The organism is Sporofaciens musculi, assembly GCF_009830285.1.
Taxonomy (GTDB): Bacteria; Bacillota; Clostridia; order Lachnospirales; family Lachnospiraceae; genus Sporofaciens; species Sporofaciens musculi.
This window is the reverse complement of sequence record NZ_WUQX01000001.1, coordinates 2,865,531-2,890,215: the sequence shown is the minus strand read 5'-3', so window position 1 is coordinate 2,890,215 and position 24,685 is coordinate 2,865,531. Positions and strand designations below refer to the sequence as shown.

General features: G+C 41.3%; 28 protein-coding genes and 3 pseudogenes. 30 read left to right on the top strand and 1 reads right to left on the bottom strand.

Annotation, left to right across the window (positions count from 1 at the left end; translation table 11 throughout):
* Window positions 1-6 precede the first annotated feature (6 nt).
* The 4 genes from GN277_RS14490 to GN277_RS14475 all read left to right on the top strand — a co-directional run bounded on the left by GN277_RS14490 (window position 7) and on the right by GN277_RS14475 (window position 3,932).
* On the top strand, window positions 7-957 hold the full coding sequence (locus GN277_RS14490) for a ParM/StbA family protein (RefSeq protein ID WP_016227174.1): 951 nt from the start codon (window positions 7-9) through the stop codon (window positions 955-957).
* Between the two features lie 13 nt (window positions 958-970).
* Window positions 971-1,492, top strand: a complete 522-nt coding sequence (locus tag GN277_RS14485) for a hypothetical protein (RefSeq protein ID WP_016227173.1) — start codon at window positions 971-973, stop codon at window positions 1,490-1,492.
* A 477-nt stretch (window positions 1,493-1,969) separates the two neighbouring features.
* On the top strand, window positions 1,970-2,185 hold the full coding sequence (locus tag GN277_RS14480) for a hypothetical protein (RefSeq protein ID WP_120472278.1): 216 nt from the start codon (window positions 1,970-1,972) through the stop codon (window positions 2,183-2,185).
* A gap of 58 nt (window positions 2,186-2,243) precedes the next feature.
* On the top strand, window positions 2,244-3,932 hold the full coding sequence (locus GN277_RS14475; RefSeq protein ID WP_016227172.1) for a hypothetical protein: 1,689 nt from the start codon (window positions 2,244-2,246) through the stop codon (window positions 3,930-3,932).
* A 73-nt stretch (window positions 3,933-4,005) separates the two neighbouring features.
* Here the strand turns inward: GN277_RS14475 and GN277_RS14470 are convergent.
* A pseudogene (locus GN277_RS14470) lies at window positions 4,006-4,808 on the bottom strand (IS4 family transposase); the annotation flags it as partial.
* A 619-nt stretch (window positions 4,809-5,427) separates the two neighbouring features.
* On the opposite strand from GN277_RS14470, the gene GN277_RS14465 reads away from it, so the two are divergent.
* From GN277_RS14465 to GN277_RS14330, 26 genes and pseudogenes are all read left to right on the top strand, one after another.
* Entirely contained in the window at window positions 5,428-5,982 is a 555-nt protein-coding gene (locus GN277_RS14465) for a response regulator (protein ID WP_159751674.1), read from the top strand.
* Entirely contained in the window at window positions 5,918-6,235 is a 318-nt protein-coding gene (locus tag GN277_RS32420) for a LytR/AlgR family response regulator transcription factor (RefSeq protein WP_159751673.1), read from the top strand. The genes GN277_RS14465 and GN277_RS32420 overlap by 65 nt, the downstream gene beginning before the upstream one ends.
* 10 nt (window positions 6,236-6,245) lie before the next feature.
* A complete protein-coding gene (locus GN277_RS14455) occupies window positions 6,246-7,493 on the top strand; it encodes a sensor histidine kinase (RefSeq protein ID WP_244324974.1) in 1,248 nt (415 codons plus the stop codon).
* 183 nt (window positions 7,494-7,676) lie between these two features.
* The gene (locus GN277_RS14450) at window positions 7,677-8,129 is read left to right on the top strand and encodes an SPASM domain-containing protein (RefSeq protein WP_159751672.1); all 453 of its coding nucleotides are present in this window, start codon (window positions 7,677-7,679) and stop codon (window positions 8,127-8,129) included.
* Window positions 8,119-8,800: pseudogene (locus GN277_RS14445) on the top strand (ABC transporter ATP-binding protein). Before GN277_RS14450 ends, GN277_RS14445 begins: the two are co-directional and overlap by 11 nt.
* Entirely contained in the window at window positions 8,787-10,763 is a 1,977-nt protein-coding gene (locus tag GN277_RS14440; RefSeq protein WP_159751671.1) for an ABC transporter permease, read from the top strand. Before GN277_RS14445 ends, GN277_RS14440 begins: the two are co-directional and overlap by 14 nt.
* On the top strand, window positions 10,708-11,106 hold the full coding sequence (locus tag GN277_RS14435; RefSeq protein ID WP_159751670.1) for an FtsX-like permease family protein: 399 nt from the start codon (window positions 10,708-10,710) through the stop codon (window positions 11,104-11,106). Before GN277_RS14440 ends, GN277_RS14435 begins: the two co-directional genes overlap by 56 nt.
* Before the next feature lie 11 nt (window positions 11,107-11,117).
* Entirely contained in the window at window positions 11,118-11,300 is a 183-nt protein-coding gene (locus GN277_RS14430) for a hypothetical protein (RefSeq protein WP_159751669.1), read from the top strand.
* A 26-nt stretch (window positions 11,301-11,326) separates the two neighbouring features.
* Window positions 11,327-11,773, top strand: coding sequence for a DUF6973 domain-containing protein (locus tag GN277_RS14425; RefSeq protein WP_159751668.1), 447 nt, complete (start codon window positions 11,327-11,329; stop codon window positions 11,771-11,773).
* A gap of 52 nt (window positions 11,774-11,825) precedes the next feature.
* Window positions 11,826-12,002 carry a hypothetical protein gene (locus GN277_RS14420; RefSeq protein WP_159751667.1) on the top strand — a complete coding sequence of 59 codons (177 nt, stop codon included), beginning with the start codon at window positions 11,826-11,828 and terminating at the stop codon, window positions 12,000-12,002.
* 36 nt (window positions 12,003-12,038) lie between these two features.
* A pseudogene (locus GN277_RS14415) lies at window positions 12,039-13,037 on the top strand (LPD25 domain-containing protein); the annotation flags it as partial.
* Window positions 13,018-13,392, top strand: a complete 375-nt coding sequence (locus GN277_RS14410) for a TnpV protein (protein ID WP_159751666.1) — start codon at window positions 13,018-13,020, stop codon at window positions 13,390-13,392. The pseudogene GN277_RS14415 and the gene GN277_RS14410, both read left to right, overlap by 20 nt.
* 221 nt (window positions 13,393-13,613) lie before the next feature.
* Window positions 13,614-13,883 (top strand): CD3324 family protein, encoded by a 270-nt coding sequence (locus GN277_RS14405; RefSeq protein WP_159751665.1) that lies wholly within the window; start codon window positions 13,614-13,616, stop codon window positions 13,881-13,883.
* 115 nt (window positions 13,884-13,998) lie between these two features.
* Window positions 13,999-14,754, top strand: coding sequence for an alpha/beta fold hydrolase (locus GN277_RS14400; RefSeq protein ID WP_159751664.1), 756 nt, complete (start codon window positions 13,999-14,001; stop codon window positions 14,752-14,754).
* Window positions 14,755-15,189: 435 nt separating this feature from the next.
* The gene (locus GN277_RS14390) at window positions 15,190-15,633 is read left to right on the top strand and encodes a sigma factor-like helix-turn-helix DNA-binding protein (protein ID WP_159756793.1); all 444 of its coding nucleotides are present in this window, start codon (window positions 15,190-15,192) and stop codon (window positions 15,631-15,633) included.
* Window positions 15,634-15,699: 66 nt separating this feature from the next.
* Entirely contained in the window at window positions 15,700-16,173 is a 474-nt protein-coding gene (locus GN277_RS14385) for an RNA polymerase sigma factor (protein WP_159751663.1), read from the top strand.
* A 151-nt stretch (window positions 16,174-16,324) separates the two neighbouring features.
* Window positions 16,325-17,377, top strand: coding sequence for an AAA family ATPase (locus GN277_RS14380; RefSeq protein ID WP_159751662.1), 1,053 nt, complete (start codon window positions 16,325-16,327; stop codon window positions 17,375-17,377).
* Between the two features lie 338 nt (window positions 17,378-17,715).
* Complete coding sequence (gene mobV / locus GN277_RS14370) at window positions 17,716-18,681, top strand: MobV family relaxase (protein WP_159751661.1); 966 nt, start codon at window positions 17,716-17,718, stop codon at window positions 18,679-18,681.
* Between the two features lie 8 nt (window positions 18,682-18,689).
* Window positions 18,690-19,544: a ParB/RepB/Spo0J family partition protein gene (locus tag GN277_RS14365; RefSeq protein ID WP_159751660.1), complete on the top strand. Its 855-nt coding sequence runs from the start codon at window positions 18,690-18,692 to the stop codon at window positions 19,542-19,544.
* A gap of 65 nt (window positions 19,545-19,609) precedes the next feature.
* Window positions 19,610-19,840 (top strand): YdbC family protein, encoded by a 231-nt coding sequence (locus tag GN277_RS14360; RefSeq protein WP_159751659.1) that lies wholly within the window; start codon window positions 19,610-19,612, stop codon window positions 19,838-19,840.
* A gap of 2 nt (window positions 19,841-19,842) precedes the next feature.
* Window positions 19,843-20,103 carry a stage II sporulation protein R gene (locus tag GN277_RS14355; protein ID WP_456300590.1) on the top strand — a complete coding sequence of 87 codons (261 nt, stop codon included), beginning with the start codon at window positions 19,843-19,845 and terminating at the stop codon, window positions 20,101-20,103.
* A gap of 54 nt (window positions 20,104-20,157) precedes the next feature.
* Window positions 20,158-22,089, top strand: a complete 1,932-nt coding sequence (locus GN277_RS14350; protein WP_159751658.1) for a recombinase family protein — start codon at window positions 20,158-20,160, stop codon at window positions 22,087-22,089.
* Entirely contained in the window at window positions 22,056-22,955 is a 900-nt protein-coding gene (locus GN277_RS14345; protein ID WP_159751657.1) for a helicase, read from the top strand. The genes GN277_RS14350 and GN277_RS14345 overlap by 34 nt, the downstream gene beginning before the upstream one ends.
* Before the next feature lie 79 nt (window positions 22,956-23,034).
* The gene (locus GN277_RS14340) at window positions 23,035-23,364 is read left to right on the top strand and encodes a DUF6664 family protein (RefSeq protein WP_159751656.1); all 330 of its coding nucleotides are present in this window, start codon (window positions 23,035-23,037) and stop codon (window positions 23,362-23,364) included.
* Between the two features lie 222 nt (window positions 23,365-23,586).
* A complete protein-coding gene (locus GN277_RS14335) occupies window positions 23,587-23,904 on the top strand; it encodes a hypothetical protein (RefSeq protein ID WP_159751655.1) in 318 nt (105 codons plus the stop codon).
* Between the two features lie 133 nt (window positions 23,905-24,037).
* Window positions 24,038-24,673, top strand: a complete 636-nt coding sequence (locus GN277_RS14330; RefSeq protein ID WP_159751654.1) for a hypothetical protein — start codon at window positions 24,038-24,040, stop codon at window positions 24,671-24,673.
* The last annotated feature ends 12 nt before the right edge of the window (window positions 24,674-24,685 follow it).

Genomic DNA, 24,685 nt, shown 5'->3' with positions numbered 1-24,685 from the left:
TTTTATATGACAAAGATCAGGGATTACAACATGAACGGGACAATTATTTTAGGCGTGGATGCAGGCTATGGGAACTATAAGACGGCAAGGTGCTGTTTCCCGACTTCCGTGAGCAGGAGCGACCAGCCGCCTATTTTTACAAGGAATTATTTGGAATATGAAGGCAGCTATTACACCATAGGCGAGGGGCATAAGGATTTTGTGGCGGAAAAGAGCATGGATGACGATAATTATATCATTACCCTTGCCGCCATAGCAAAGGAACTGAACGCAAGAGGGCTGTCAACGGCAAAGATTCATCTTGCGGTGGGACTTCCGTTAAAATGGGTTCAGACACAGCGGGATTCGTTCCGGGAGTATATGATGCAGAACCGTCATGTAGATTATAAGTATGCGGGCAGGCGTTATTTGATTGACATTGTGGACTGTACGGTCATGCCACAGTGCTATGCAGCGATAGCGGAGAGCCTGCCGGATTTTAAGGGTATGCACATGGTAGCTGATATTGGGAATGGGACGATGAACGTGATGATACTCAATAATGGCAAGGCAAGCGAAAGCAAATCGTGGACAGTGCGGCTTGGCGTGGGCGAGTGTTTTAAGGTGATCCGTGACCACATCTTAGACAGAAAAGCGGAGGAACTTCCGATGGAAATTATTGAGAATTATCTGCGCTGCGGCGATACAAAAGTGGGCGGGGAATACCAGCAGCTCATGGAGGAAGCGGCAAAATCCTATGTGGATAAGATATTTGCAGAACTGAAAGCGCATGGTTACAATCCTAATCTTATGAAACTGTATGTCATGGGCGGTGGGGCGAAGGTTGTGGAGCTTGTGGGCAGTTATGACAGCGATAATGTTACTTTTAACCATGATATACGGGCAAACGCCAAAGGCTACGAATATTTCTGTTATATGAAACTCCGCAGGCAGAAAGCAATGGCATCAGCCGGATAAGGGGCGCATTTGAATGAAAAACAAAAACCATAATATCCGCTTTAACATGGAAAAAGGGGACGAATGCAGGGCGTGGGAGCTTCTGCACTCCCCAAAGATACGGCAGATGTTCAAGTCGCAGAATAAATTTGTGATAGAGGCGGTCAATGATTATTATAACAGGCGCATGGCGGCAGAGTATGATCCCTATCTGGAAACACGGGAGAAAGAGGATGCTTTTGCAGAGCGTATCGTGGAAGCGGTTGAAAAGAAAGTAATGTCCAATCTCCCGGCGCTTTTTGGTATGTATATGGCACAGATGCAGCTTTTTCCTTTATCCGTTCCTATGGGGGCTTATCAGGCGGCGCAGGGCGGCATGGTGTGCGGGCAGGAATCATTAAACGGCGCAGACAGTGGAAATGTGACGGGCGGCACAGTTTCTCCCGCTGCTACGAAAGCAACGATACGGAATGCGGGGAATATGCAGGAAGAAGCTGTATCAGAGAATGCCACAGAGCCGCCGGACAATGATTTGATTGATTTTGACGCATTTTAATATATTTATAGGGCAGGGCTACGGTAATTAGGTTTACTGTAGCCTTATTTTTGCGGATTTTTTATATCAAAGTATAAATGTAGCCGTATTTTGAAAAAAGACTAACAAAAGGTAGCCGAAAGGCTACAAAACAAGGACAAGGGGCAGCCATTAAAGGCTGCATAATAAAGGGCGGGCATTCAAGCCCGCAAAATAAGGGCAGAAAGCAGCCGGAAGGCTGCAAATAAGGGTGCAAATGTAGCCGTCTGTTTTGAGACTGGAATACCAGTTTTCAGGCAGGCGGCTTTTTTATGCCTGTAAAGAATCTGTTCCACGGACTGCTTCGGAGTGGTTCAGAGAGTGTCAGCAACTAATTTCCGGGGAGGGCGCAAGCTCTCCCCTAAGCCCTCGGCGTTTGAGAGCGAAATACACCCTACGCACAAACCTTCGGTTTATGCTCCGGGGATTTCGCCCTGCCGGGGGCAAATTCACGCAAGTGTGAATTTATACAGTCCGAAAAAACCGGACTGTATTTATCCATGCCGCCCAGAGGACGGGCGCATAGATGGCGCTGCTGCTTACGGCTACATTTCAGGACAGATGTGCAGCATTGCAGAGGGGACTTCACAAAACAAAGCCCCCTGCGGCTGTCAGAAAGCGACAGCCGTAGACTGCCCGGATACGGGCATCGGTTCACAGACAGCCGTCCTATAATGGCTGCTCACAAAAAATGCGGTGGCAGGTTATCCGCCAAAAGAAAGGAAAAGCGTTTATGAAAAGAAATTCATTTATAGAAATGGCAAAGCTGCATGACTTATCAGGGCGCATCACTTATATTTCAAGCCACGCCAAGCAGGAGCATCTCTATGAAGTCTATACAACGGAGCCGGACAGGGCATTCTGGCGGGAGCTTGCCAAATGTAATCAGGAGGAATTTGAAAAAAGCGGCACGAATGGGAAGTGCATTGAGGCAAGGGAGCTGATGATTGCACTTCCGGAGAGTTTTATCAACTATGAGCATGACTATCTTTTGAAAAAGATGGCAGACGAATTTAAGGAAAAGTACGGCGTGGAGTGCTTTGCTGCGCTCCACCACAATAAACGTAAAACGAATCTGCATATCCATATGGTATTTGCGGAGAGAAAGCGGCTGGAACAGCCGACAGAGAAAATTGCCACTCGGAATATGTTCTACAATGAGCAGGGGCGTCATGTGAGGACAAAGAAAGAGATTCTTGACGGAGATGGGAATATCCGTCAAGGCTGTAAAATCATTAAAAAAGGTGAGGTGTATGAACGCAAAATTTTCACTGTCAAAGATGAACGCTTTAAGCAAGAATCTTTTTTAGATGGGGTAAAAGTGTTTTATACGGATTTAATCAACCAGATGGTGCTTGATGATAGGGACAGGTTAAGTATTTTTGATAAAAACGGTCCGTACCTTGCGACAAAGAAGGTTGGCAAAAATAATCCGAAAGCGGAGGAAATCAAATCGGACAATGAAATACGCATGGAGTGGAACAGAACCGTTGACCGTGCGATTGTAAGCGGCGTATCAGAAGCGGAGATTGTGGAGCTTAAAAAGACGGAGATAACGGATAAAGTAAAAGAATCCGTGGAGCAGAACGGACAAAGGCCGGAGCTGTTCGGGGAGATTGTCAGGGCAGCGATTTTGTTGTTAGAACTCCTGATTATGAAAGCCATGCAGAAGGTGATTGATATAGTGGAGAAAGTGATCGGAAATGGTGTCAGTGCCATAAAGGAAACATCAAAAGAAACGGACAGCCGTATCCATGCAGGAGATGATCCAGGATTTCAGCCGGAAAGAAAGGAGATACCATTTCCCATAGATCCGCATCGAAAACTCGATATGAAAAAGAATACAGAATATTCAATGACTGCTTCCAAAGAGAAAGAAAGCATTATTAAACAGGTAAAGGCGGAGCGAAAACCTGTTCTGGTTGAAAAAGAGCAGCCAGCAGAAAGACCGCCGCAGCCAAAACCGTCCGTACTGGCAAGTAAATATCCCCGGCTGAAAGAGATTGAGGGCAGGCTGAAAGACCAGAACAAGGCAATATTCGGGCGTGAAAAACAGAGGGATATGCTGAAAAAAGAATTGTCTGAATGTACGGGCATCTTCAAAGGCGGCAGGCGCAGGGAGTTACAGCAGGAGATCGACAGCTTTGATAATCAGATTTTCAATATGAAAAAGAGGCTTTCTTCTATTGTGAAAGAACATCATTTTGATTCTATGCAGGCATTCTATAAGGAACTTGATGTGGCAAAAAGAGAGAATCAGAATTATGAAGCAGCTTGTGCGGAGTACGAGAAAACTTATGGAGAAAAAGTGGTGGATACTAAGAGCGTCAGAGACAGGCTTAGGCAAAAAGAGAGGGCTATAAAAGAAAGAGAAGCAGGCAGGGTGCATCAGGCAAGGCAAAATGACAAAGGGGCGAGGTAGAATAGGCAGATGGTGGTCTGCTTGTGGGAGAGAGTGTGAGCAGGGACATCCAGTCTATGTTCCAGCATTAGACTTCCCCATTATAACGGAAGAACATTTTCGGGGTTTTCTTTATCATTCCGATGACATCATACCCAGTTTCCTTAACGGAATGTAGGGCGCTTGGAGAGGAAAACCAGCTGTCAAAAAGGACATATTTTGCAGGAATGGCTGCTTTTTTAGCAGATGACAGGAGTTCCAGCATGGCATGTGTTCCTTTCTGCATAGAAAGTGCACGCCGTTTATAACCAACGGTTCTTTTTTCGACAGGCTCTGCTTGATTGATCCAGTTTTTCTTATTTTCAGGTGGAAGAAGCACACTGTTAATCGGAAGGAAAGTACTTCCGTCAGACCATCCAAGCGTGAGCATACGGAAACTAAATTTATAAGTGTGTCTGGCATGGTCATATACTTTTGCAAGAAGTTCCGTTTTTTTTGAACGGTTGCGTTCAAACATAGAATTATCGATGATCAATACGTTGGCGCGGTCTTGTGAATCCAGCGGAAGGATTGCCTCTCTGATGATTCTGCCTGCAAGAATGGTTGTAAAACGGATCCAGTTGATCTGGACCATTTTCATAAAGCGGTATACAGTATCCTTGGCAAAAGCCAGAGTATTTCTTCATGAAATAAGGTTCTTATATGCCTCTGTTTGAAAAAATCAAAAGAAACAGGTACTGAAAGATTTCCACTGCAGGAGTTCCCTTCTTTTTATACGCATTAGCCGTTTTTAATACAGATGAAACATGAAATCTAGTAAAAAATAGTAAAAAATCTTCGGATAGATTTAGAAATTTGTTTATCATTTTGGTTGTTTTGTGTTATACTTTTATTCATAGTGCGAGCTGAGAAATCAGCATAGCTGATTATATAGCAGGAAAATCCTGTCGGGAAAGGTTTAATCAACCGCCCGTACCAAGTCCTTGGAGTCGAAGTGGCAACATCAGATTTAAGCATAGGACAGAGGCAACAGAGCCGAAACGAAAGTGAAGTGATAGAGCTTGCAAATTAGTATGAGGTCGGAAATGGTCGATGCGTTTGCGTTCGTAGCAGACAACATCTCTGTAACCGCTATGGTGAGGGACAGGGGCATCCCCCAGTCCGAGAGCTTGGAGAGGTTGATGAGAAATATATAATACAGAACAGTTGGGGTCTTATTATCCCCCTGGCATAGGGTATGATGTACAATTAAGGGAACAAGAGAGGAAATTAAATGGATAATAGGAAGTCTGAAGTGCTCATAGTACCAAAGAAACCGTTAATAACGGTGGAGGGAAGGGGCACACCTTGCAATGAAAGAATATTGGGTTGAGTCGTATGCGTTAATAGTGCATGTACGGTTCTAATGAGGGGTATGGGGAGCAATCCCCATATCTACTTGAGGCATGAGCCTGTGGTGTTTTAATTGTTTTGAACAACTCAATTATACCAAACCAGATGGTTTCATGCTATTTTAATGCCAGTAATTATTGAATGTTCAAGGTGCATAAACACTTATTCAAGTGCGAAGTTTGAGTATAAAACAAAAATTGGGGGAGGATATGATGTGTTTCATATAGGGATATGTGATGATGGAAAAGAAGTCTGTGCAGAACTGGAAGATATGATTTATAAATTGGGAAAAAAGCATGGGGTAGGGCTAGAAACAAGTGTATGGTTTTCCGGAGAAAGTCTTTGTGATTTTTTAAAAAGGGAAAATACTTTAGATATGCTGTTTTTGGACATAGACTTAATTACCACAGACGGAATTCAGGTAGGTAATTTTATACGAGAGAAAATGAAAAATTTAGAATTAATTATCATATATATTTCATCTAAAAGCAGTTATGCAATGCGGCTTTTTGAGGTGCAACCGATAGGCTTTTTAATTAAACCATTAAAGACAGAAACTGTAGAAAATGTATTTTTAAAGAGCATTCATTTTTACGAATTGAAAAATCAAAAATTTGAGTATTATTCAGAAAGGTTATTTTTACAAGATTTCTTTTCGAGAAATTATATTTTTCTATAGCCAGAATAAGAAGATTAATATTGTTACAAGAGAGGGCGAAAGACAGTTTAATGGAAAACTGAAAGAAATAGCTTCAGAATTACCACATAATTTTATCATGATTCATCAGTCTTATATTATAAATTTAGATTATATGGTAGAGTGTTCCTATGAAGCAATCAGAATGCAGGGAGATAATTTATTGAGTATTAGTATTCCATATCGAAAATTAGTAAGGGAACAGATTATGAAATATAAATGGGAGGAAAAATAATGTGGCAGAAATGATTACGGTTTTAAGCACTAACTTATTTAGAACATTCATTCTCAAAAGATTCATGTCAATATTTTTTGAAATAAATATTGAAGAAAAGGGAAAGGAGAGGATATGTTATTTTGTTTTCTTTTCACTGACAGTATTAGTTCATTCGTTTTTTCACTTTCCCGTATTAAACATCATAACTAATTTATTATTGATTTATTTTATTACACGATTATATGTGGGGGTAGAGAAGAAAAAAGTATTGGTTACTCTTTTGATATATGGAATCAATATGTTTTGTGACATTATAGCAGTATATTCCTTTGGTAATTACATGGTAGGTGAAGAAGCAAATGGAATGACAGTATACATTACTACTTTTTTAATACTTATTTGTGAATTTGTTGTAGAGAGATTTTTGGTGAAGAATAAAAGTAAGGATTTTATACCATTTCACGGAAACATATTAATTGCTATCCCTGCTATTAGTATAATGATTTTACTAATATTGGTTATGAACAACCTGAATAGCAGAATGATACTAATTTCTGTAAGTGTTGGGATTTTGCTTATTAATCTATTAATATTTTATTTATATGGTGTTTTAGTTGATGCTTATTTAAAGTTAGAGGAAAGAGCATTATTTGAACGACAGATTGCTAGCTATGCCAATCAATTAAATATTATGACACAAACGGAAGAAAAAGTAAGAACACTAAAGCATGATATGAAGCACCATTTAAATGAATTAATGATTTTAGCGAGGCATCAAAATGATGATAAAGTAATGGACTATATTTGTGATATGCAGGCATATCTTGAAAATCCACATGAGTATATCAGCAGTGGAAATCAGGAAGTAGACAGTCTGATGAATTATATGCTGAACAGAGCAAAGACAGTTCTTAATCATGTTAATTACGAGATAAATATCCCAAAGGAATTGGCAATTCGTTCCTTTGATTTAAATGTCATTGTCGGGAATCTATTGGAGAATGCGATAGAGTCAGCTGAGCAGTCAAAGGAAAGATGGTTGGAACTATTTTTAAATTATGAACGGGGTATGCTTTTTATTCGTGTCAGAAATAGTTATGATAATGCAATAAAAAGAAAAGGAGAAATTTATATTACCACAAAGAAAGAGAAGCGGATTCATGGAATCGGATTGCAAAATGTCAAGAACGTGGTTGATACTTACAAGGGGGATATGCAGATATCAGACAAAGATAATATTTTTGATGTAAAAATTATATTATATGCTTTATTGTAGAAATAGAAAATTTAACAGACACTTACATATTATTGCCTCACATCGTTTAGGTTTACCAGACCTATTTCAATGGAGAGGCTTTTTTTGTACAAATTTCGCCCTAATATATATGAATTTCGCCATTTGGAAAATTAAGATATGAAAATATGATATTATCAAAAAAACAAATGAATCATTATACAAGTGAGGGATAAATATAAAGAGTGTATTGCAAGACATAATCTATATAGTATTTTAAGAGAAATTCATGAAGGAAAGAAGAGAAATGTTTATTGTGCAGCAGGTTTTAAAGCAATATCTATAGATATTGATGGATATATATATCCATGTCATCGATTTGTGGGTGATAAGGAGTTTTGCATGGGGGATGTTTCCACTAATGTATTTGAACATGATGTGATATATAATCAATTATATAAAATTCCGGAAAAATGTAAATATTGTATATGTCAGTCTATATGCTCTGGAGGATGTATGCATGATAATCTTTTGTTAATGAAAAATATAAATATACCGGCAGAATGTAATTGCAAATTGCAAAAAGTTTTAACGGAACAAGCATTAAAAATATATATTTCTTTAACTGATATAGACAAAAAGTATTTGTTTGGGGAGGAAAGTTGCTATGGCGGATAATTATATTTTGGAAATGGAGAATGTCGATAAAATATATGGTTCGGGGGATAGTGAGGTAAAGGCACTGAATCATGTAAGTTTTTCAGTACACAAAGGGGAATTTATTGCTATTATAGGTGAATCGGGTTCTGGAAAAAGTACTTTACTTAATATTGTAGGGATGTTAGACAGACCGACCAACGGAAAAATAGTAATTGATGGGATAGAACAAAGAGAGATGACACTGGATCAGCAAGCAGTATTTAGAAGAGAAAAACATAGGTTTTATTTTTCAATCCTTTAATTTGATTCAGGAATTAACCGTTGAGGAAAATATAATTTTTCCCATTTCATTAGGGCATAATAAGCCGGATAGAAAGAAAATAGATAGTATTATAAATAAATTGGGACTGGAGAAAAGGAAACAGCATTTTCCATCACAGTTATCGGGCGGGCAGCAGCAAAGAGTGGCGATAGGCAGGGCATTGGCAACAGAGCCGAAATTGATATTAGCAGATGAACCGACAGGCAATTTGGATAGCAAAAATAGTCAGGAGGTTATTAAAATATTGTGGGAAATATCAAAAGAATATGGCAGAACAGTTTTGCTAATTACTCATAATCATGATATTGCCAAAGTAGCAGATAGAATACTGTATGTAAAGGATGGTTGTGTTAGTGAAAGAAGATAAGTGGAAGAATAATTATTTAGAAATCATATATAAATATTATCGTATGCATAAAAAGAAAACAACTATTACAGTGGCATGTATTGCGGCGGCTATTTGCATGATTACAACGGTATTTAGTTTGGCGGATATTGGAATAGATGTTGAAATACAGGCCGTCAAGAACATCTATGGAAACTATCATATGAAAGTGGAAAATCTTTCTTTTGAAATTACTGATATAGAAAAAATAGAAGGAATAAGTCATGCAGGCTGGTTGGTTGAGTTACCAACAGGAGAATTGAAAGAGAAAGAGTGCAGGATACTATGCGGAGATGCGGATATCATACAGCAGTTTGATGTCAGACTTTTAGAAGGACAATATGCAAAGACCGGAGAAGAGGTTGTTATTGATAAAAAGGTTAAGAAGGATTATGCTTTGAAGGTAGGAGATGTCCTGCCAGTTAGGTTGGAAGGAAAGACGTATAACCTGGACATTGTAGGGGTATGCGATACCTTTTCTTCCCTTACAGCAAGAGATGTGTATGGTCTTTTGTTGTCTGTAGAAGGCGGAAGGATACTGGGAAATAGTTGTGGGGATTATTATATTACATGTCAAAATGTGGAAGAAATCGATGAAGTAAAATGTAAACTTATAGAAGAGTATCATTTGGAAGAAAACAGAATACAGTTAAATGAAATATTGTTGGCAGTTATGGGAAAGGGGAAATCTGTCTTAGCCGCTAATTTATATTTGATAGCGGGTATTTTATTTTGTCTTGTATTTCTTGTAAGTATTCTGATGATTACAAATTGCTTGAATATAAGTGTTCATGAGAAAAAGCAATTATATGGCTTACTTAGGTGTATAGGAGCAGATTCAAAACAATTAAGAAGATGTGTGCAGAAAGAAGGAAAAATACTATGGTGTCATAGTATACCCGCAGGGATTGGGAGCGGGGTGGTTTTGACATGGTGCTGTTTATTATTGCTACGACTTCTTAATAAAGATATGTTTGAAAATATTTTTGTGTTTCAAGTCAGTATAGCAGGGATTGTGATTGGAATATTTACTGGTTTGGCAGCAGTTATGATAGCGACAGTGAGTCCGGTAAGATATGTATGCAGTATTCCGCCATTAACAGCGATAAATGAAGAAACTTATCAGAAAGATATAAAATGCCGAAAAAAAAGAAGGACGATAAAAATTCCAGTAGAATTACTAATTAGCCTTAGACAGACAGGAAGCAATAGAAAATCACTTGGGCTTATGATAGCTTCTTTTGCAATGAATATTGTTTTGATTTTTGCTTTTTCTGTTATGATTAACTTTATTTATGAAGGTTCATATTTTACAAAGCCATATAATCCGGATGCCTCTATTTATAATAAAGAAGGTAAGTACTATATTCATGATGAAGTAAAGTGGAAAATAGAAGAAATAAGTGGTGTAGAAAGTGTTGTTGGACGTAAAGTAAACAATGCAGAATTGGAAAAAAATGGAAATGTATTTTCTACGTTGCTTGTATCATATGACAAACAGCAATTTGAATGGATAGAAAGCAAAATAATTTCTGGGAAATTAAATATAGGCAGGTTATTAGAAGGAGAAGAAATATTAGTTGATGAAGAAAGTGGTTTAGAAGTAGGAGATGAGGTACTGATTAAAGGTAATGGAGGCAATACAATAGCGTGTGTAGTAGGAGGAGTATTAAGGAATTTTCCATATGATTCGGCTGACAGTGTGAGATGCCTGCTTGCAGAAGCATTGTTTCAACAGGTAGTAGGAAATATGGATTATTCCATACTGGATATAAGATTTAGTAAGGGAAATGAGGAAGTATGGGAATTAATGACTAAAATTATACCAGAAAAATTTAGTATATTTGATTACCGACAAAAAAAAAGAAAGCAAAAACCAATTTTTAACAATGGCAGTCTTTGTATATGGATTTTGTGGAACTATCATAGCGGTAACTATCTTTAATATTATAAATTGTATGAGCATAAGTGTTTGGAATAATATGAAAAAGTATGGGATGATTTGTGCTGTAGGTGGGACGACAAAACAATGTAAAAAGATAGTAATACTGGAGGCTCTATTATATGCATGTGGAGGTGGGGCGTTAGGAATAGCAATTGGTGTACCTTTACATTATTATCTTTATAGTCATCTAGTTGCTAAGTATTTTAATACCGTATGGAGATTACCTGTTGAAATGATAATTACAATTATTGGAATTACTATATTTACAGCAATTGTATCATCACTGATGCCTTTGCAAAAAGTTAAGGAAATTAACATAATAGAAATAATTCGACAAGTATAGAGAGGAATACAATGAAAAAGAAAATAAGACTGTTGACATTTGTAATATGCATATGGATGATAATCGGATTTAATATTGAGGCTATGGCAGCAAATAATGCTTTAGCAATACAAGTAAATGATGATTTTGGTGAACTGATAAAGATTATTATTGAAATTAAATCGAAAAATCCAGAAAAGGGAATGAAGAAATAGAAACGCTTATAGTAAGACAGGTTTCTATGAGAAGAGATAGTGGTGTAAGTAATATTTGGAATTCTCTAACGGATACAGAAAAAAAATTAGTCATTAGATATCCACTTGATGCATTAAAAGTAAATACAGCCAAAAATATTGCAACTACACAGACAGAAAAAAAGTTTGGTTATAATGGGCTTGGTGATAGGAGTGATGCATTTAGACATGGTATGTGGAATGCAGAAATGGTTATATTAATCGGAAGTGAGAAAGCAGAAATGTTTGCAACGGCTCACGAGGATAAGGATATTACGGGTTTGGAGGTAGATGGGCATACTAAATTAGAACATAAAAATATGGACATACATAATAATGCAGAAGGTAGAATTATTGGGGAAAATAATAAAACAGCAAGCGAAGAACAGCTAGCAGAAATAATTTATAATGCTGTATATGATGAAAATACTAATTTTATTTGGCTTAATAATTAATTACTAAACTCAAATGAATATTCTTGCTTCAAGAAACCTCCATTCCGGAATTTTGGAAACCGGTGTTCCGGACGCGGAAACCGCCATTGATTGGCTTGATTGTCCTGCATCAGAAATGGAATTCTGGTCAAGTCCGAAGCCGTTTTACGGTGCGTTAGCAGGCTTTACAAGAATGGAATTTCTGATAGTCTATGGAAGCCAATCAAAGCAGAGCAATCGGTTAAATTAAGAGTTTACGATTATAAAAGTTTAAAAACACACTTGACAACACGTCCCTGAAATCACGGGCAACCGTGGCGTGATTTTCGCAACGGGAACACCTATCTCAAACTCGATGGTCGAGATGTATTCCGTGCAGAGGTACTTGCAGTATGACACCCTTGCAAGGAACGGATTGCAGCATTTTGACAGTTGGGCGTCCACGTTTGGCGAAACGGTTACGGCTCTGGAGCTTTCCCCAGAGGGTACGAACTACCGAGCCAAGACGAGGTTTGCGAAATTTTACAACCTGCCAGAGCTTATGCAGATGTTCCGTGAGGTGGCAGACATTCAGACTGCCGATATGCTAAAGCTGCCTGTGCCAAAGGTCAACTACCACAATATCAAGACCAATCCGAGCGAAATCCAGACGGAAATGGTGGCGGGGCTTGCCAAGCGAGCCGAGAAAGTAAGGGCTAGGCTTGTAAAGCCACAACAGGATAATATGCTCAAAATAACGAATGACGGGCGGAAACTGGCACTCGACCAGAGGCTGATTGACCCGATGCTGCCAGACGACCCGAACAGCAAAGTCAACGCCTGCGTGGATAATATTTACCACATCTGGGAGGAACACGCCGACACAAAAGCAGCACAACTCGCCTTTTGTGATTTATCGACACCCACCAATAAAAAGATAATAGAAACGCAGGAAGTCAGCGAAAATGCTTTTGAGATGATACCCGACCAGTTTGATAATGTCTATGATGATATGAGAAAGAAACTTATACAGCGTGGAATCCCTGCGGAACAGGTGCGTTTTATCCATGAAGCGACTACTGATGCACAGAAAAAAGAGCTGTTCGCAAAGGTAAGGAGCGGTGAGGTGCGTGTGCTGTTCGGCTCTACCCCGAAGATGGGTGCAGGTACAAACGTGCAGGACAGGCTAATTGCCATCCATAATTTAGATTGCCCGTGGCGACCGTCGGATGTAGGACGGATTTTGCGGACATTCAAAATAAAAAAGAATGTGGAGGTAACAGACAATGGCAAAGACGATTTTTGAGGAACTGGGCGGCAGATACGAAAGGCAAGGAGATTATTTAATTCCATGTATAGCTTTACCCGCCGAAGAAGAACAGCCGATGGGCATATGGGGACAGCGGCTCTTGGACTATCTGAAGCAGTACCGAAAGGTTACATATACCAATCTTCTTACAAGTGGCAGGCTCAACACCTATCTTGCCGACATCGACAGGCAGGCACAGGAACGCTTTGAAAGGCTCATAGAGGGCATGAAACAGGCACAGGGCATAACGGAACGCCTAAAGGAAGAAAACGCCCTAGAATGGACAGGGTGGCTCAATAACATAAGGGCGTGTGCGAGAGAGATTGTAAACGAGGAAATTATTTATAATTAATGGACGTAATTTAAGTTTGTATTTCCCCGTTTGAATGAGATTTTATAGACAGTGCAAAACGCATATGCTATAATACTGGCATTATAGCGAAAGGAAGTGTTTGATAAATGGGAACAAAAATTTTTGCATAGCAAAGGCTATTGCATACATCAATAAAAACATATTATAATCGCAAATGACAATAGCCTTTGCTAATCCTAAGAAATTTTAGGAGGTGCAAAGTGGGCTGTCAAAATCCGATTGATTTATTGCCGAAAGAGTTATTAGAGCAAATACAAAAATATGTTGATGGTAAAACCATATATATCCCCAAAAAGAGTGAAAACAGAAAGCATTGGGGAGATAATACCGATACAAAGCAGTTTTTAGCTTCTCGAAATTGCCAGATATGTTCAGATTACCAAGATGGAATGAGCATTAAGCAGTTGGCAGAAAAGTATTATTTATCCGAGAAAAGTATTCAGCGGATAATAAAACAAAATAATCTGTAAATAAAAGTGTGCCATGATTTGTTCATGGCGCATTTTTATTTACAGAAAGATTATAAGGTTTTATATCTGTTTTTATGTTGTTACAATTAACTTAAAAAGGCAGGAGGAATGGTAAATGGCATTTTTTAAATATGGGGATAAGAACATTTATTACGATGAAATAGGGGCAGGTTTGCCTGTTGTATTATTGCATGGAGATACAGCCTCATCAAAGATGTTTGAATATATAATACCTTTATATACAAATAGTTTTAGGGTGATTCTTATGGATTTTCTTGGCAATGGGCAATCTGATAGGGTAGAGGAATTTCCGTCGGATTTATGGTATTCACAGGCTCAACAGGTGATAGCGTTTTTGGAATACTTAGATTGTGGAAAAGTGAATTTGATAGGCACAAGCGGCGGAGCATGGGTTGCCGTTAATGTTGCATTAGAGCGTCCAGACCTTGTATATAAGGTTGTTGCAGATAGTTTTGATGGGAGAACACTTCAAAGCGATTTTTCGGAAAATCTTCTAAAAGAGAGAATGACAGCAAAAAGTAACGATTTTTCCAGACAGTTTTATGAATGGTGTCAAGGAAAAGATTGGGAAACTGTCGTTGACCTTAATACAAAAGCGTTGGTAGAATGTGCTGATTCAAAACTTCCATTATTCCATAAGCCTTTAGAAATGCTTGAAGTGCCGATACTATTTGTTGGTAGTAAGGAAGATACAATGTGCCGTGGAAATCTTGAAGAGGAATATAATCAAATGGAACAGCTTGTATCGAATGGCAGAAAATATTTATTCCCAACAGGCAATCATCCCGCCATATTATCAAATGCAGAGAAGTTTGTAGATGTTGTAAAAGATTTTTTGTTTTCTAAATAATCAAAAATAGGGCAAGCCCACTTAATAAAAAAACGATGTTTTGATGGGCTATTTTATCATACTTAAATCCTCTCCCAGACTTCGTTTTGAAGTTTGTGGGGGATTTTTTATGTTCTTTTTTCGGGCAGTAATCTATCTGCTCATGCAATGCAGATTTGACTTATACATAGCATATCGGGGAATGGCAGGAAGCCAGGTAAAAAAATTATCCCGAATCATGCAAGTCTACTTCTTGCCATGAAACCAGAAGTAGAATCTCCACTTAACAGAATATGTATCTCCTATAACCGTAAAGGTCACAGAGCCTTTGCGGTTTTTCTTTTGTCGTTTTTTATCGGAATATGCCGCAGGGCTGTTTCCGCTGTTGGCTGTCGTTCGCCGCCTTTCCAATCTGATTTTTACATTTTCAAAAATTCAGATTGGAGGAAAAGGAACATGGCATACAACCACGGACGTGAGGACAGGAAGTGGCGTATCTGGAAAGAAGCCGAAGAAAAAGTGCTGCGGGAGTGTGGCGTTGATGAAGCGGTCATTGAGCAAATCCGCATAGAGGACAGGGCAGACTTTAATTCCAACAGGCGGTTTTACCGATGGACGAGCGACTTCGGGGAATACCTTGAGGGAATGGCGGACACCGAACCGCAGGCAGAGCCGAATACCGTTGCGGACTTACTGGACGAGATTGAGGACGAGAAGCTGTATCAGGCATTGCTTACAGTGGACAAGCATACCCTGCTCATTCTCCTGCTGAAAATGCAGGGGTATTCCACAAGGGAGATTGCGGCGATGGCAGGGCTTACCGAAAGGGCGGTCTACAAACGCCTTGAACGGCTCCGTAAAAAATTAAAGCCTATTTTTTATCCTTTCGGGGAAATTTAATCATTTCCACGGGCTATTGGGTGGGAGGGCAATCCTCTCACCCAATTTTTTTCGGGAGGAAAGGAAATGGCGTACGGGGCAAAGACATACATGCTGAAAGAAGAAGCCGCCGAGGGCGGCACAAGGTATTCTATCAGCTTTAAGGACGGGCAGGGGGAATCTCACGAGTTGGAAGTATCAGAACAGCTCTTTCTTGAATTTCGGCAGATGGAGCGCAGGAACAGGAATCTTCAGCAATGGAACCAGCGGCACAGGGAGTTTAACGAGGTATGGGACGAAACGCTTTACAGACGTGCGTTAAGAGTGCCTAAAACGCTTGATGAAAGAATGATTGAAAAAGAAAGAAATGAAATGTTCTATAAGGCGGTTGCCCGACTGCCAGAGATACAGAGGCGGCGTTTCCTGCTCTATTACGAGTATGATTTCAACTTTTATCAGATAGCCGAGATGGAGCATTGCACCGCTTCCGCTATCCAGAAGTCTGTTTCGGTTGCAAGGGAAAAGGTCAAGGCAGAAATGAAGAAATATCTCCAACCTTGACTATTACCGCCCGAAAAAGAAATCCGCTCTTGACAGGCATGGGATTGGCGGCATTACATACTCCCGCTTTTTCCGTGGGAGTAAATCTTTTTAAGGAGGTCAACGCCTATGTGCAGCAAAACCAAAGACACTGCCCGAAAGGAGGAATCCCATGCAGAAGTTACAGACGGTCAATGCCGACACGCTCCTTTATGAGCCGCTTGAGAAGCCGTCCTTTGTAGTGGACGGTCTGATACCCACGGGCTTAACTCTGTTCTGCGGCTCACAGAAAATCGGCAAGAGCTGGCTCATGTTAAAGCTCTGCCTCTGCGTGTCGCAGGGAATCCCCTTATGGGATATGCCGACACGGGAGGGCGATGTGCTTTACCTTTGCCTTGAGGACACATTCTGCCGCATACAAGACAGGCTGTTCCGCTTGACGGACGAAGCAAGCGGGCGGCTTCACTTTGCGGTGGCAAGCGATAAGCTGTCAGACGGTCTTATCGTGCAGTTGGAAGATTATCTGAAAGAATATCCAGACAGCAGGCTCATTGTCATTGATACCTTGCAGAAAGTCCGCACCGCTTCCAAAGATAATGCTTATGCCAGTGACTATGGGGATATTTCCCTTATCAAAGGCTTTGCCGACAGGCACTCTCTGGCGGTCATTGTCGTACACCACATCCGAAAGCAGAATGACAGCGACGTGTTCAACAAAGTGTCTGGCACGACGGGATTGACGGGGAGTGCGGACGCAACCTTTGTTCTGGAACAGGAAAACCGCGCGTCCAATGCCGCAAAATTATATGTGACGGGCAGGGACACGCCCTATCAGGAGTTTAAGCTCCGCTTCCGTGATTGCAGTTGGGAACTGGTGGAACGGAAAGAGCAGGAACAGCTTGCGAAAGAAGCGATACCAGATATTCTTTTTCGGTTAGTGGATTTCATGCAGGGCAGGGAGGGATGGACTGGCACAGCCACCGAGTTACTGGACGCTCTGGGGGAAACAGGGACAGCGGCGAATGTCTTGACGAAGTGGATGAATGAATACCGTCTTGATTTCCTGCTTGAAAACCATATCCGTTATGATTTCAGCCGCAGGAGCAGCGGGCGGATGATTTCCCTTGCAAGGCAGGAAGATGTGGAGGGTGACGGTCATGACGATGATGACGGTGTTTTTGGGATACCCCCGCCGCTGTCATCCCTACGGGAGAACACCCCGTAAACGCAACATGCAGGCGTGGGCATTACTCGCCCTTTTCGGCTCATAAAGCCACCCCTGCGGTCAGAAAAATCCTCCGATTTTTCCGACTGCGTTTACAGGGTGTAACACACTACACTTTGCCCTGCAAAGTCGTGTGCCAGACGTTCCCTCTGGACTCCCTTAATGCAGGGCTTACGCCCTGCTTATCCTACGCTTTCCGCTTCGGATAAAAGAATATCGGCGTGACGGTTGCGGCTCTTATGAGGGGGTATCCCAAAAACACCGTCATAACCGTCATGACCGTTACGCACCAAAGACAGGAAGTGACAGTTACCCGCCGAAAGAAAGGAAGATGAACTATGCCCTATGCAATCCTGCGTTTCCAGAAACGCAAAGCAGGCGGCGTTGCGGCTTGCGAACGCCACAACGAGCGGAAGAAAGAAGCCTATAAAAGCAACCCAGACATTGACGTGGGACGCTCCAAAGATAACTACCATCTTGTGAAGCCGCCCCGCTACACCTACAAGAAAGAGATAAACCGAATGGTAGCCGAAGCGGGCTGTAAAGTGAGGAAAGACAGCGTGATGATGGTGGAAACGCTCATCACCGCTTCGCCAGAATTTATGAACCAGTTACCGCCCAAAGAACAGAAAGCGTATTTCCAGACAGCTCTTGACTTCATTTCGGAGCGTGTGGGAAAGAAAAATATCCTCTCCGCAGTCGTCCACATGGACGAGAGGACGCCCCATATGCACCTATGTTTTGTTCCGCTTACGCCCGACAATAAGCTGTCAGCGAAGTCTATCTTAGGCAACCAAAAGAGCCTTTCCGAGTGGCAGACCGCCTACCATGAGCGGATGTCCGCACGTTGGAATCAGCTTGAAAGAGGTCAGTCCTCAATGGAAACGAAGCGGAAGCATATCCCCACATGGCTCTATAAGTTAGGCGGCAGACTGGATAAACAATATGCGGAAATCGTGTCTGCCCTCTCCGACATCAACGCCTTTAACGCAGGGAAAAAGCGTGACAAGGCTCTGGAACTGATTGCGGCATGGCTCCCAGACGTGGAGAAATTCTCTAAGGAAATCGGCAAACAGCAGGCGTATATCGACAGCTTGAATGAGAGAATCGGGCAGGAATCCGATTATGCGGGGCGTATGCGTGATGAAAAGTACGAGCAGGAATTAAAGGTACAAAAAGCCAACCAGAGGATATTTGAGTTGCAGAAAACCAACGAGCAGATGGGGCGGCTGCTCTCCAAAATCCCGCCAGAGGTATTGGAAGAATTGCAGAAAAGCAACAGGAATAGAGCGAAAGAAAGGTAGAAATGTGAATGAAGAAACAGGATTTTAAGGTGTTAAAGACCGCAGATTTATATCCGTTTCCCGATAACCCGTTTCATGTGGTGGAGGACGAAATGCTGTCAGAATTAGCAGAGAGTATCAAAGAGTTTGGCATTGTAACGCCAATAATCACACGCCCGAAAGAGGACGGGAACGGTTATGAAATCATTGCAGGACAGCGGCGTGTGCGTGCTTCGGAGCTTGCAGGGATAAACACAATCCCCGCTTTTGTCCTGCCCTTAGACCGTGACCGAGCTATTATCACCCTTGTAGACAGCAACTTGCAGCGAGAAAATATCCTGCCATCGGAGCGGGCGTTTGCCTACAAGATGAAATCCGAAGCCATGAAACGGCAGGGCTTCCGCACAGACCTAACCTCGTCACAAGTTGGGACGAAGTTGCGGACAGACGATAAGGTGGCGCAGGGCTTCGGCGTTGGCAGGATGACCGTTCAGCGATTTATCCGATTGACGGAACTGATACCGCCGATTTTACAGATGGTGGACGAGGGGAAAATCGCCCTCACGCCTGCGGTGGAGCTGTCCTTTTTGAAGAAAGACGAGCAGGAAAACCTGTTTGCCACAATGGAGAGCGAGGAAGCAACGCCCTCACTCTCACAGGCACAGCGGATGAAAACCTTGAGCCAGAGCGGGCGGCTTGACATGGATATGATATTTTCCATTATGACGGAGGAAAAGGGAAACCAGAAAGAAACCGTAAAAATCGGCATGGAGCGGTTAAAGAAATACTTCCCGAAAGGAACAACGCCCAAGCAGATGGAGGACACCATCATCAAACTGTTGGAGCGTGAATTGCAGAGGAAACGGAACAGGGACAGCCGCTAATCTTCTCTTTTCGGGAGGTAAATACAAAACTCTGAACAGATAAAAAACAGAAAGGCAAGGCAGAAATGAAAGAAATCCAGTATGAGATTGTAAAGGAAATCGCCATATTGTCTACGAGTGACAGCGGGTATACAAAGGAAATCAACTTGATTTCATGGAATGGGAACGAGCCGAAGTATGACATCCGCAGCTTTTCCCCCAACCGTGAAAAGTGCGGCAAGGGAATCACGTTGACCGCTGATGAAGCGGCGGCACTCCTTAAAGCATTGCAGAAAGAATTGAACAGCGGGGATTGATTGTGTCTGATTGGCAGGGTGGGGGCATTTTCAAACGCTCCCCTGACCTGTCTGGAAAGGAAGATTTGAGTATGGGCGAGGATAAGACAGCGAACAGAAAGAGAAAGCGTATCATGCCAAAAGCACAAGTGCAGGTGGTTATCAGTCGGGAATATGTCGGCACACAGACCGTTGCCGAAGCGTTTATCCCGATTATCTCCGAGGATATTCGCAGGATGATAGCCGAGGGTGACACCTTCGACAATGAGGGTATATCCGCTTAGAATGTACGCAATGGAACATGAAACCTATTAGAACAAAGACGGAGGTTTAACAGTATGGCAGGAATCAAAGAAGAAAAGAAAATATATTTAGTCGGCATTTACTGTCGCTTGTCAAAGGATGATGGCACAGATAATGAGAGTGCGAGCATTGCCACACAGAAATCCATCCTCACGGATTATGTGAAAAAGCAGGGCTGGCACTTGGCAAAAACGTATGTGGACGACGGTTACTCTGGTACGAATTTCCAAAGACCGAGCTTTCAGAGTATGATTAAGGACATTGAAAACGGGCTGATAAACTGCGTGATTACGAAAGATTTATCACGTTTAGGGAGGAATTACCTTGACTGCGGCTTATATCTGGAAGTCTTTTTCCCAGAGCATAATGTGAGGTATATAGCGGTCAATGACGGCGTGGACACGCTCAATAAATCGGCGATGGACATTACCCCATTCCGCAATATCCTAAATGAAATGTATTCTGCTGATGTGTCGGTCAAGATTAAATCGGCGTACCGTGCGAGGTTTCAGCAGGGGAAATTCATGGGGACGTATGCACCCTACGGCTATATCAAAGACCCCGCCGACCATAACCACCTATTGATTGATGATAAGGTTGCCCATGTGGTAAGGGAGATATTTGACCTTGCACTTGCAGGAAACGGAATCTCTAAAATCCGCAAGCACCTTAATAAACAGCATGTTTTACGCCCTGCCGCTTATGCGGCGGAGCAGGGGGTGACAGGTTACGAGCGTTACTTTGAGGGTAACGAGGAAAACCGCTATATCTGGAGCGAGAATAGTGTGAGGGGCATTTTAAGAAGCCCGATATATGCGGGAAATCTTGCAGGCTACAAACGGATTGCCGCCAACATGAAAAGCAAGAAACGTCCCTCTAAGCTGCCCGAAGAATGGGAAGTGATACCCGATACCCATGAGGGGATAGTCACGCAGGATGAATTTGATACCGTCCAACAGCTTATGACAAGCCGCAGGAGGGAACAGAACGCAGGGGGATTTGAGAATATTTTTGCAGGCGTAATCAAATGTGCCGATTGCGGCTATGCTCTGCGGGCTATGAACGCCAACAGGAGAAAACGCCCAGATGTCATTGACTGCGTACAATACTCCTGTAATAATTACGCCAGATACGGTAATACGATGTGTACCGCACACAGCATTGAAGCGAGGGACTTATTTAACGCTGTCCTTGCCGACATCAACCGTTTTGCGGATATGGCGGTGAATGACGAGCGTGCGGTGAGGGCGATTGAGAAGCGGCTCACGGAAACAGACCAGAGCAAAGCAAAAGCAATGGAGAAAGAACGGAAGAAGCTGAACAAACGCCTTGCAGAGCTTGACAGGCTGTTTTCCTCTCTCTATGAGGATAAAGTCATGGAACGTATTACCGAACGGAATTTTGAAATGATGTCAGGGAAATACCAGAAAGAACAGCTTGAAATCGAAGCAAGATTGAAAGAGGTAACGGAAACGCTCAATGAAAGCTACGAGAAATCGCAGGGAATCCGTGACTTCCTCTCCCTTATCCGCAATTATCAAGGCTTAAAGGAACTGGACGCAACAGTAATAAATGCACTGATAGACAAGATACTTGTTTCGGAGCGTGAGAAGTCATCAGACGGAACAGTGAAGCAGGAAATCAAGATTTACTATAAATTCATCGGCTTTGTCGGTGAATTACATATCACACCCACAAAGCGGTGGACAGCGTTGTCGCCAAAGAATTGTATGGTGTGCGGTGTTGAATACGTCCCTGGCTCTGCTATCTCAAAATATTGCCCGACATGTGCGAAAAAGGTGCAGAGGGAGAAGTCAAACGAGAGCAAACGCAGGAGCAGGGAACAGAAAAGGATGGTATGTATTGAACTGTCCGCAAAAAATGACCGACTGATTTGGAACAGCGTCAAGGCAGGCTCGAAAGGCAGGGCAATATGTTCCCAGAGGTTGAAGTTTACCGCTATGTGACGGAACAGACCTTTGATGCCTACCTCTTTCAGTTGGTGGAGGGAAAGCAGAAATTTATCAGCCAGATAATGACGAGCAAAAGCCCTGTCCGTTCTGCCGAGGACGTGGACGGAGTGGCTCTCTCCTTTGCAGAGATCAAAATGCTTGCCACAGGCGATGAAAGATTTAAGGAAAAAATGGATTTGGATATGCAGGTGGCGAAGCTCAAAGTCTTGAAGCAGAGCTATCTTTCCGAGCATTACGACCTTGAGGACAGGATATTAAAGAACTATCCGCAGGAGATTAAGGATTATGAGGAACGTATTGCAGCCTATGGAAATGATGCGGAAACTGCCAGTCAGCATAAGCCGCAGGGCGAGGATAAATTCTGCCCGATGACTTTAAAAGGAGTGACCTACAAAGAAAAGGCGGACGCAGGCGGGATGCTCCTTGCCATCTGCAAGGAAAATCCAATGTCACAGCCGATAGAAATCGGCAGCTACCGTGGCTTTCAGATGGAGGTTTTCTATGATACTGTCAACGCCCACTACTGTCTAAACCTCTGCGGAATGAGGAAATATAAGGTGGATTTAGGCGTGGACGCTCTGGGCAATCTGACCAGAATTGAGAATGAGATTGCCAAACTCCCTGCCAGACTGGAAGCCGCCAAGACCAGAAAGGAGGAAACCATCGCACAGCTTGAAACCGCAAAAGTTGAGGTTGAGAAACCGTTTGCTTTTGAAAATGAGCTGAAAGAAAAGACGGAAAGGCTGAATGCCCTCAATATCGAACTGAATCTGAATGAAAAGGATAACTCTGTTATTGATGATGAGCCAGAGCAGAACGATGAGCCGGCAGAGAAAAAATGTGCGGACAGGGAACGGTAAATTCAGTTTGCACATTTGTATTGCTTTATTTTGGGCAGTATAATAAGTGACGATAAGAAAAAGTCGGAGGTGAGGAAAAATGTCTGATGCGTTCAGATTTGAAACTTTTGTAGATGTCCACAGCAATATCTTTAATGAATACCTCGGCTCTGTCATAGCAAAGCTGTCCAGAGAAAATGAGGAATACCGTGCCGTGAGAGCCGAAATTGAGAGCCTTTATGAGAAATATCCGAAAGTCTTAGGTGTGTTTGACACGGAAACATCGGCGGAACTGACCGAGGAAGAATGTGTCGCACTCATTAAAGTGATGGAGCTTAGGAACAAACTTACAGATATGGAGATGCAGTCGGTTTACGTCCGTGGCTGTTATGACAGCGTAGGGTATCTGAAAAAGGCAGGAATTTTATAACGGACTGACCGAGGAAAAGGCGGTGTTGGCGTAAGTGCTGATGCCGTCTTTTACATAGCCGGGAGGTAGAAAAATTGAAATCTTTGTAGTATAATTTGGAAAAGAAAGAGTGGTGATGTAGATGATTGATAATGAAAAAATCGAAGATTTTTTACTCTGTATTGTGGAATCACAAGAATATGAAAAAGTATCGTATATTTTTTTAATATCAGAAGATCTCCGATGGATTATATTACAAGGAAAAGATGCGTAGAAATTGAACCTTTTATGAAGCCTTTGCATGAATATATAAAAGGTAAATTGATTGATTTGGAACTGGATTTAGATGTTTTGTTATCATATATAATTGAAAAAGATAATCATAGTTGGTGTTTTCATTTTATTTTGACCCGATTTAAAAGGAAAGAAAATGTTGAAGAATTTGTTTATTATAATACTGTTGCACTGGGTGAAGGCATTTGTTCTTTAATAGAGTTGGACTATGATATATTTGCGATTCTTGTTTTAGGTTTTACAATTAGTTATTTTTCAAAAATATAATTGATATTGAGGAGATAGTCCAGGAAGAAGTATTTGCATATCAAACAAATCAATATGGATTAACAAAAATAAATGGAGCTGTATTCAAGCGAGATGGACTTTGTTATGACAAAAATACTATTTATACAATATATTGACTGATACAAAGGTAATTGATTTTACAGATAAAATGCCTGCTTTTGCACGGATAATCACCGAACAAATTACTTCAGGCGATATTTTGTATAGACTTGATGAACGGTTGGCTGTACCAGAAGAACAGATAATTTCATATTCAACTTTAAATTTTGAAAAATTTTATGGTCCGCAGTTCAGATTTAATGATTCAATATTAGATACAAAGAAAACAATTATTGTCCATATGGATGAAAATACTATGGATAAGCTTCTTATGGTTATTAAACAATGTAAGGATATGTTTGGTGAATCTTTTTGGCATATCGAAATAGAAACGCTTCCATATGTAGATGGACAAAAGAAAAATATCAACCATATCATAACTACATTTCTGCATGGAATGTATTATCCCAATAAAGATATATTTACACATATTGATTATACACGGAATCAATACAGATTTAGTGACTATTTGCTAAAATACTCAGAAAGTAATAATGATGTTCCAATAGATTATTATACCGAAAAGGAACTGCATTATAAAATATGGTGTGTTGAAAATGGAGAATATTCTCGGAAAACATGGTATGATTTTATGATTGCATCGCTTACTCCTAAGTATCAAAAACTCTTGAATGAATTATTGCAGTGAAGTTTGTGTATG

What these genes read in the sequence shown, in the direction of transcription:
- GN277_RS14490 (WP_016227174.1), top strand. Translation starts at nt 7, where the DNA reads ATGACAAAGATCAGGGATTACAACATGAACGGGACAATTATTTTAGGC.
- GN277_RS14485 (WP_016227173.1), top strand. Translation starts at nt 971, where the DNA reads ATGAAAAACAAAAACCATAATATCCGCTTTAACATGGAAAAAGGGGAC.
- GN277_RS14475 (WP_016227172.1), top strand. Translation starts at nt 2,244, where the DNA reads ATGAAAAGAAATTCATTTATAGAAATGGCAAAGCTGCATGACTTATCA.
- GN277_RS14465 (WP_159751674.1), top strand. Translation starts at nt 5,428, where the DNA reads ATGCCAGTAATTATTGAATGTTCAAGGTGCATAAACACTTATTCAAGT.
- GN277_RS14455 (WP_244324974.1), top strand. Translation starts at nt 6,246, where the DNA reads ATGATTACGGTTTTAAGCACTAACTTATTTAGAACATTCATTCTCAAA.
- GN277_RS14435 (WP_159751670.1), top strand. Translation starts at nt 10,708, where the DNA reads ATGGCAGTCTTTGTATATGGATTTTGTGGAACTATCATAGCGGTAACT.
- GN277_RS14430 (WP_159751669.1), top strand. Translation starts at nt 11,118, where the DNA reads ATGAAAAAGAAAATAAGACTGTTGACATTTGTAATATGCATATGGATG.
- GN277_RS14425 (WP_159751668.1), top strand. Translation starts at nt 11,327, where the DNA reads ATGAGAAGAGATAGTGGTGTAAGTAATATTTGGAATTCTCTAACGGAT.
- GN277_RS14410 (WP_159751666.1), top strand. Translation starts at nt 13,018, where the DNA reads ATGGCAAAGACGATTTTTGAGGAACTGGGCGGCAGATACGAAAGGCAA.
- GN277_RS14400 (WP_159751664.1), top strand. Translation starts at nt 13,999, where the DNA reads ATGGCATTTTTTAAATATGGGGATAAGAACATTTATTACGATGAAATA.
- GN277_RS14390 (WP_159756793.1), top strand. Translation starts at nt 15,190, where the DNA reads ATGGCATACAACCACGGACGTGAGGACAGGAAGTGGCGTATCTGGAAA.
- GN277_RS14385 (WP_159751663.1), top strand. Translation starts at nt 15,700, where the DNA reads ATGGCGTACGGGGCAAAGACATACATGCTGAAAGAAGAAGCCGCCGAG.
- GN277_RS14380 (WP_159751662.1), top strand. Translation starts at nt 16,325, where the DNA reads ATGCAGAAGTTACAGACGGTCAATGCCGACACGCTCCTTTATGAGCCG.
- mobV (WP_159751661.1), top strand. Translation starts at nt 17,716, where the DNA reads ATGCCCTATGCAATCCTGCGTTTCCAGAAACGCAAAGCAGGCGGCGTT.
- GN277_RS14365 (WP_159751660.1), top strand. Translation starts at nt 18,690, where the DNA reads ATGAAGAAACAGGATTTTAAGGTGTTAAAGACCGCAGATTTATATCCG.
- GN277_RS14360 (WP_159751659.1), top strand. Translation starts at nt 19,610, where the DNA reads ATGAAAGAAATCCAGTATGAGATTGTAAAGGAAATCGCCATATTGTCT.
- GN277_RS14350 (WP_159751658.1), top strand. Translation starts at nt 20,158, where the DNA reads ATGGCAGGAATCAAAGAAGAAAAGAAAATATATTTAGTCGGCATTTAC.
- GN277_RS14345 (WP_159751657.1), top strand. Translation starts at nt 22,056, where the DNA reads ATGTTCCCAGAGGTTGAAGTTTACCGCTATGTGACGGAACAGACCTTT.
- GN277_RS14340 (WP_159751656.1), top strand. Translation starts at nt 23,035, where the DNA reads ATGTCTGATGCGTTCAGATTTGAAACTTTTGTAGATGTCCACAGCAAT.
- GN277_RS14335 (WP_159751655.1), top strand. Translation starts at nt 23,587, where the DNA reads ATGGATTATATTACAAGGAAAAGATGCGTAGAAATTGAACCTTTTATG.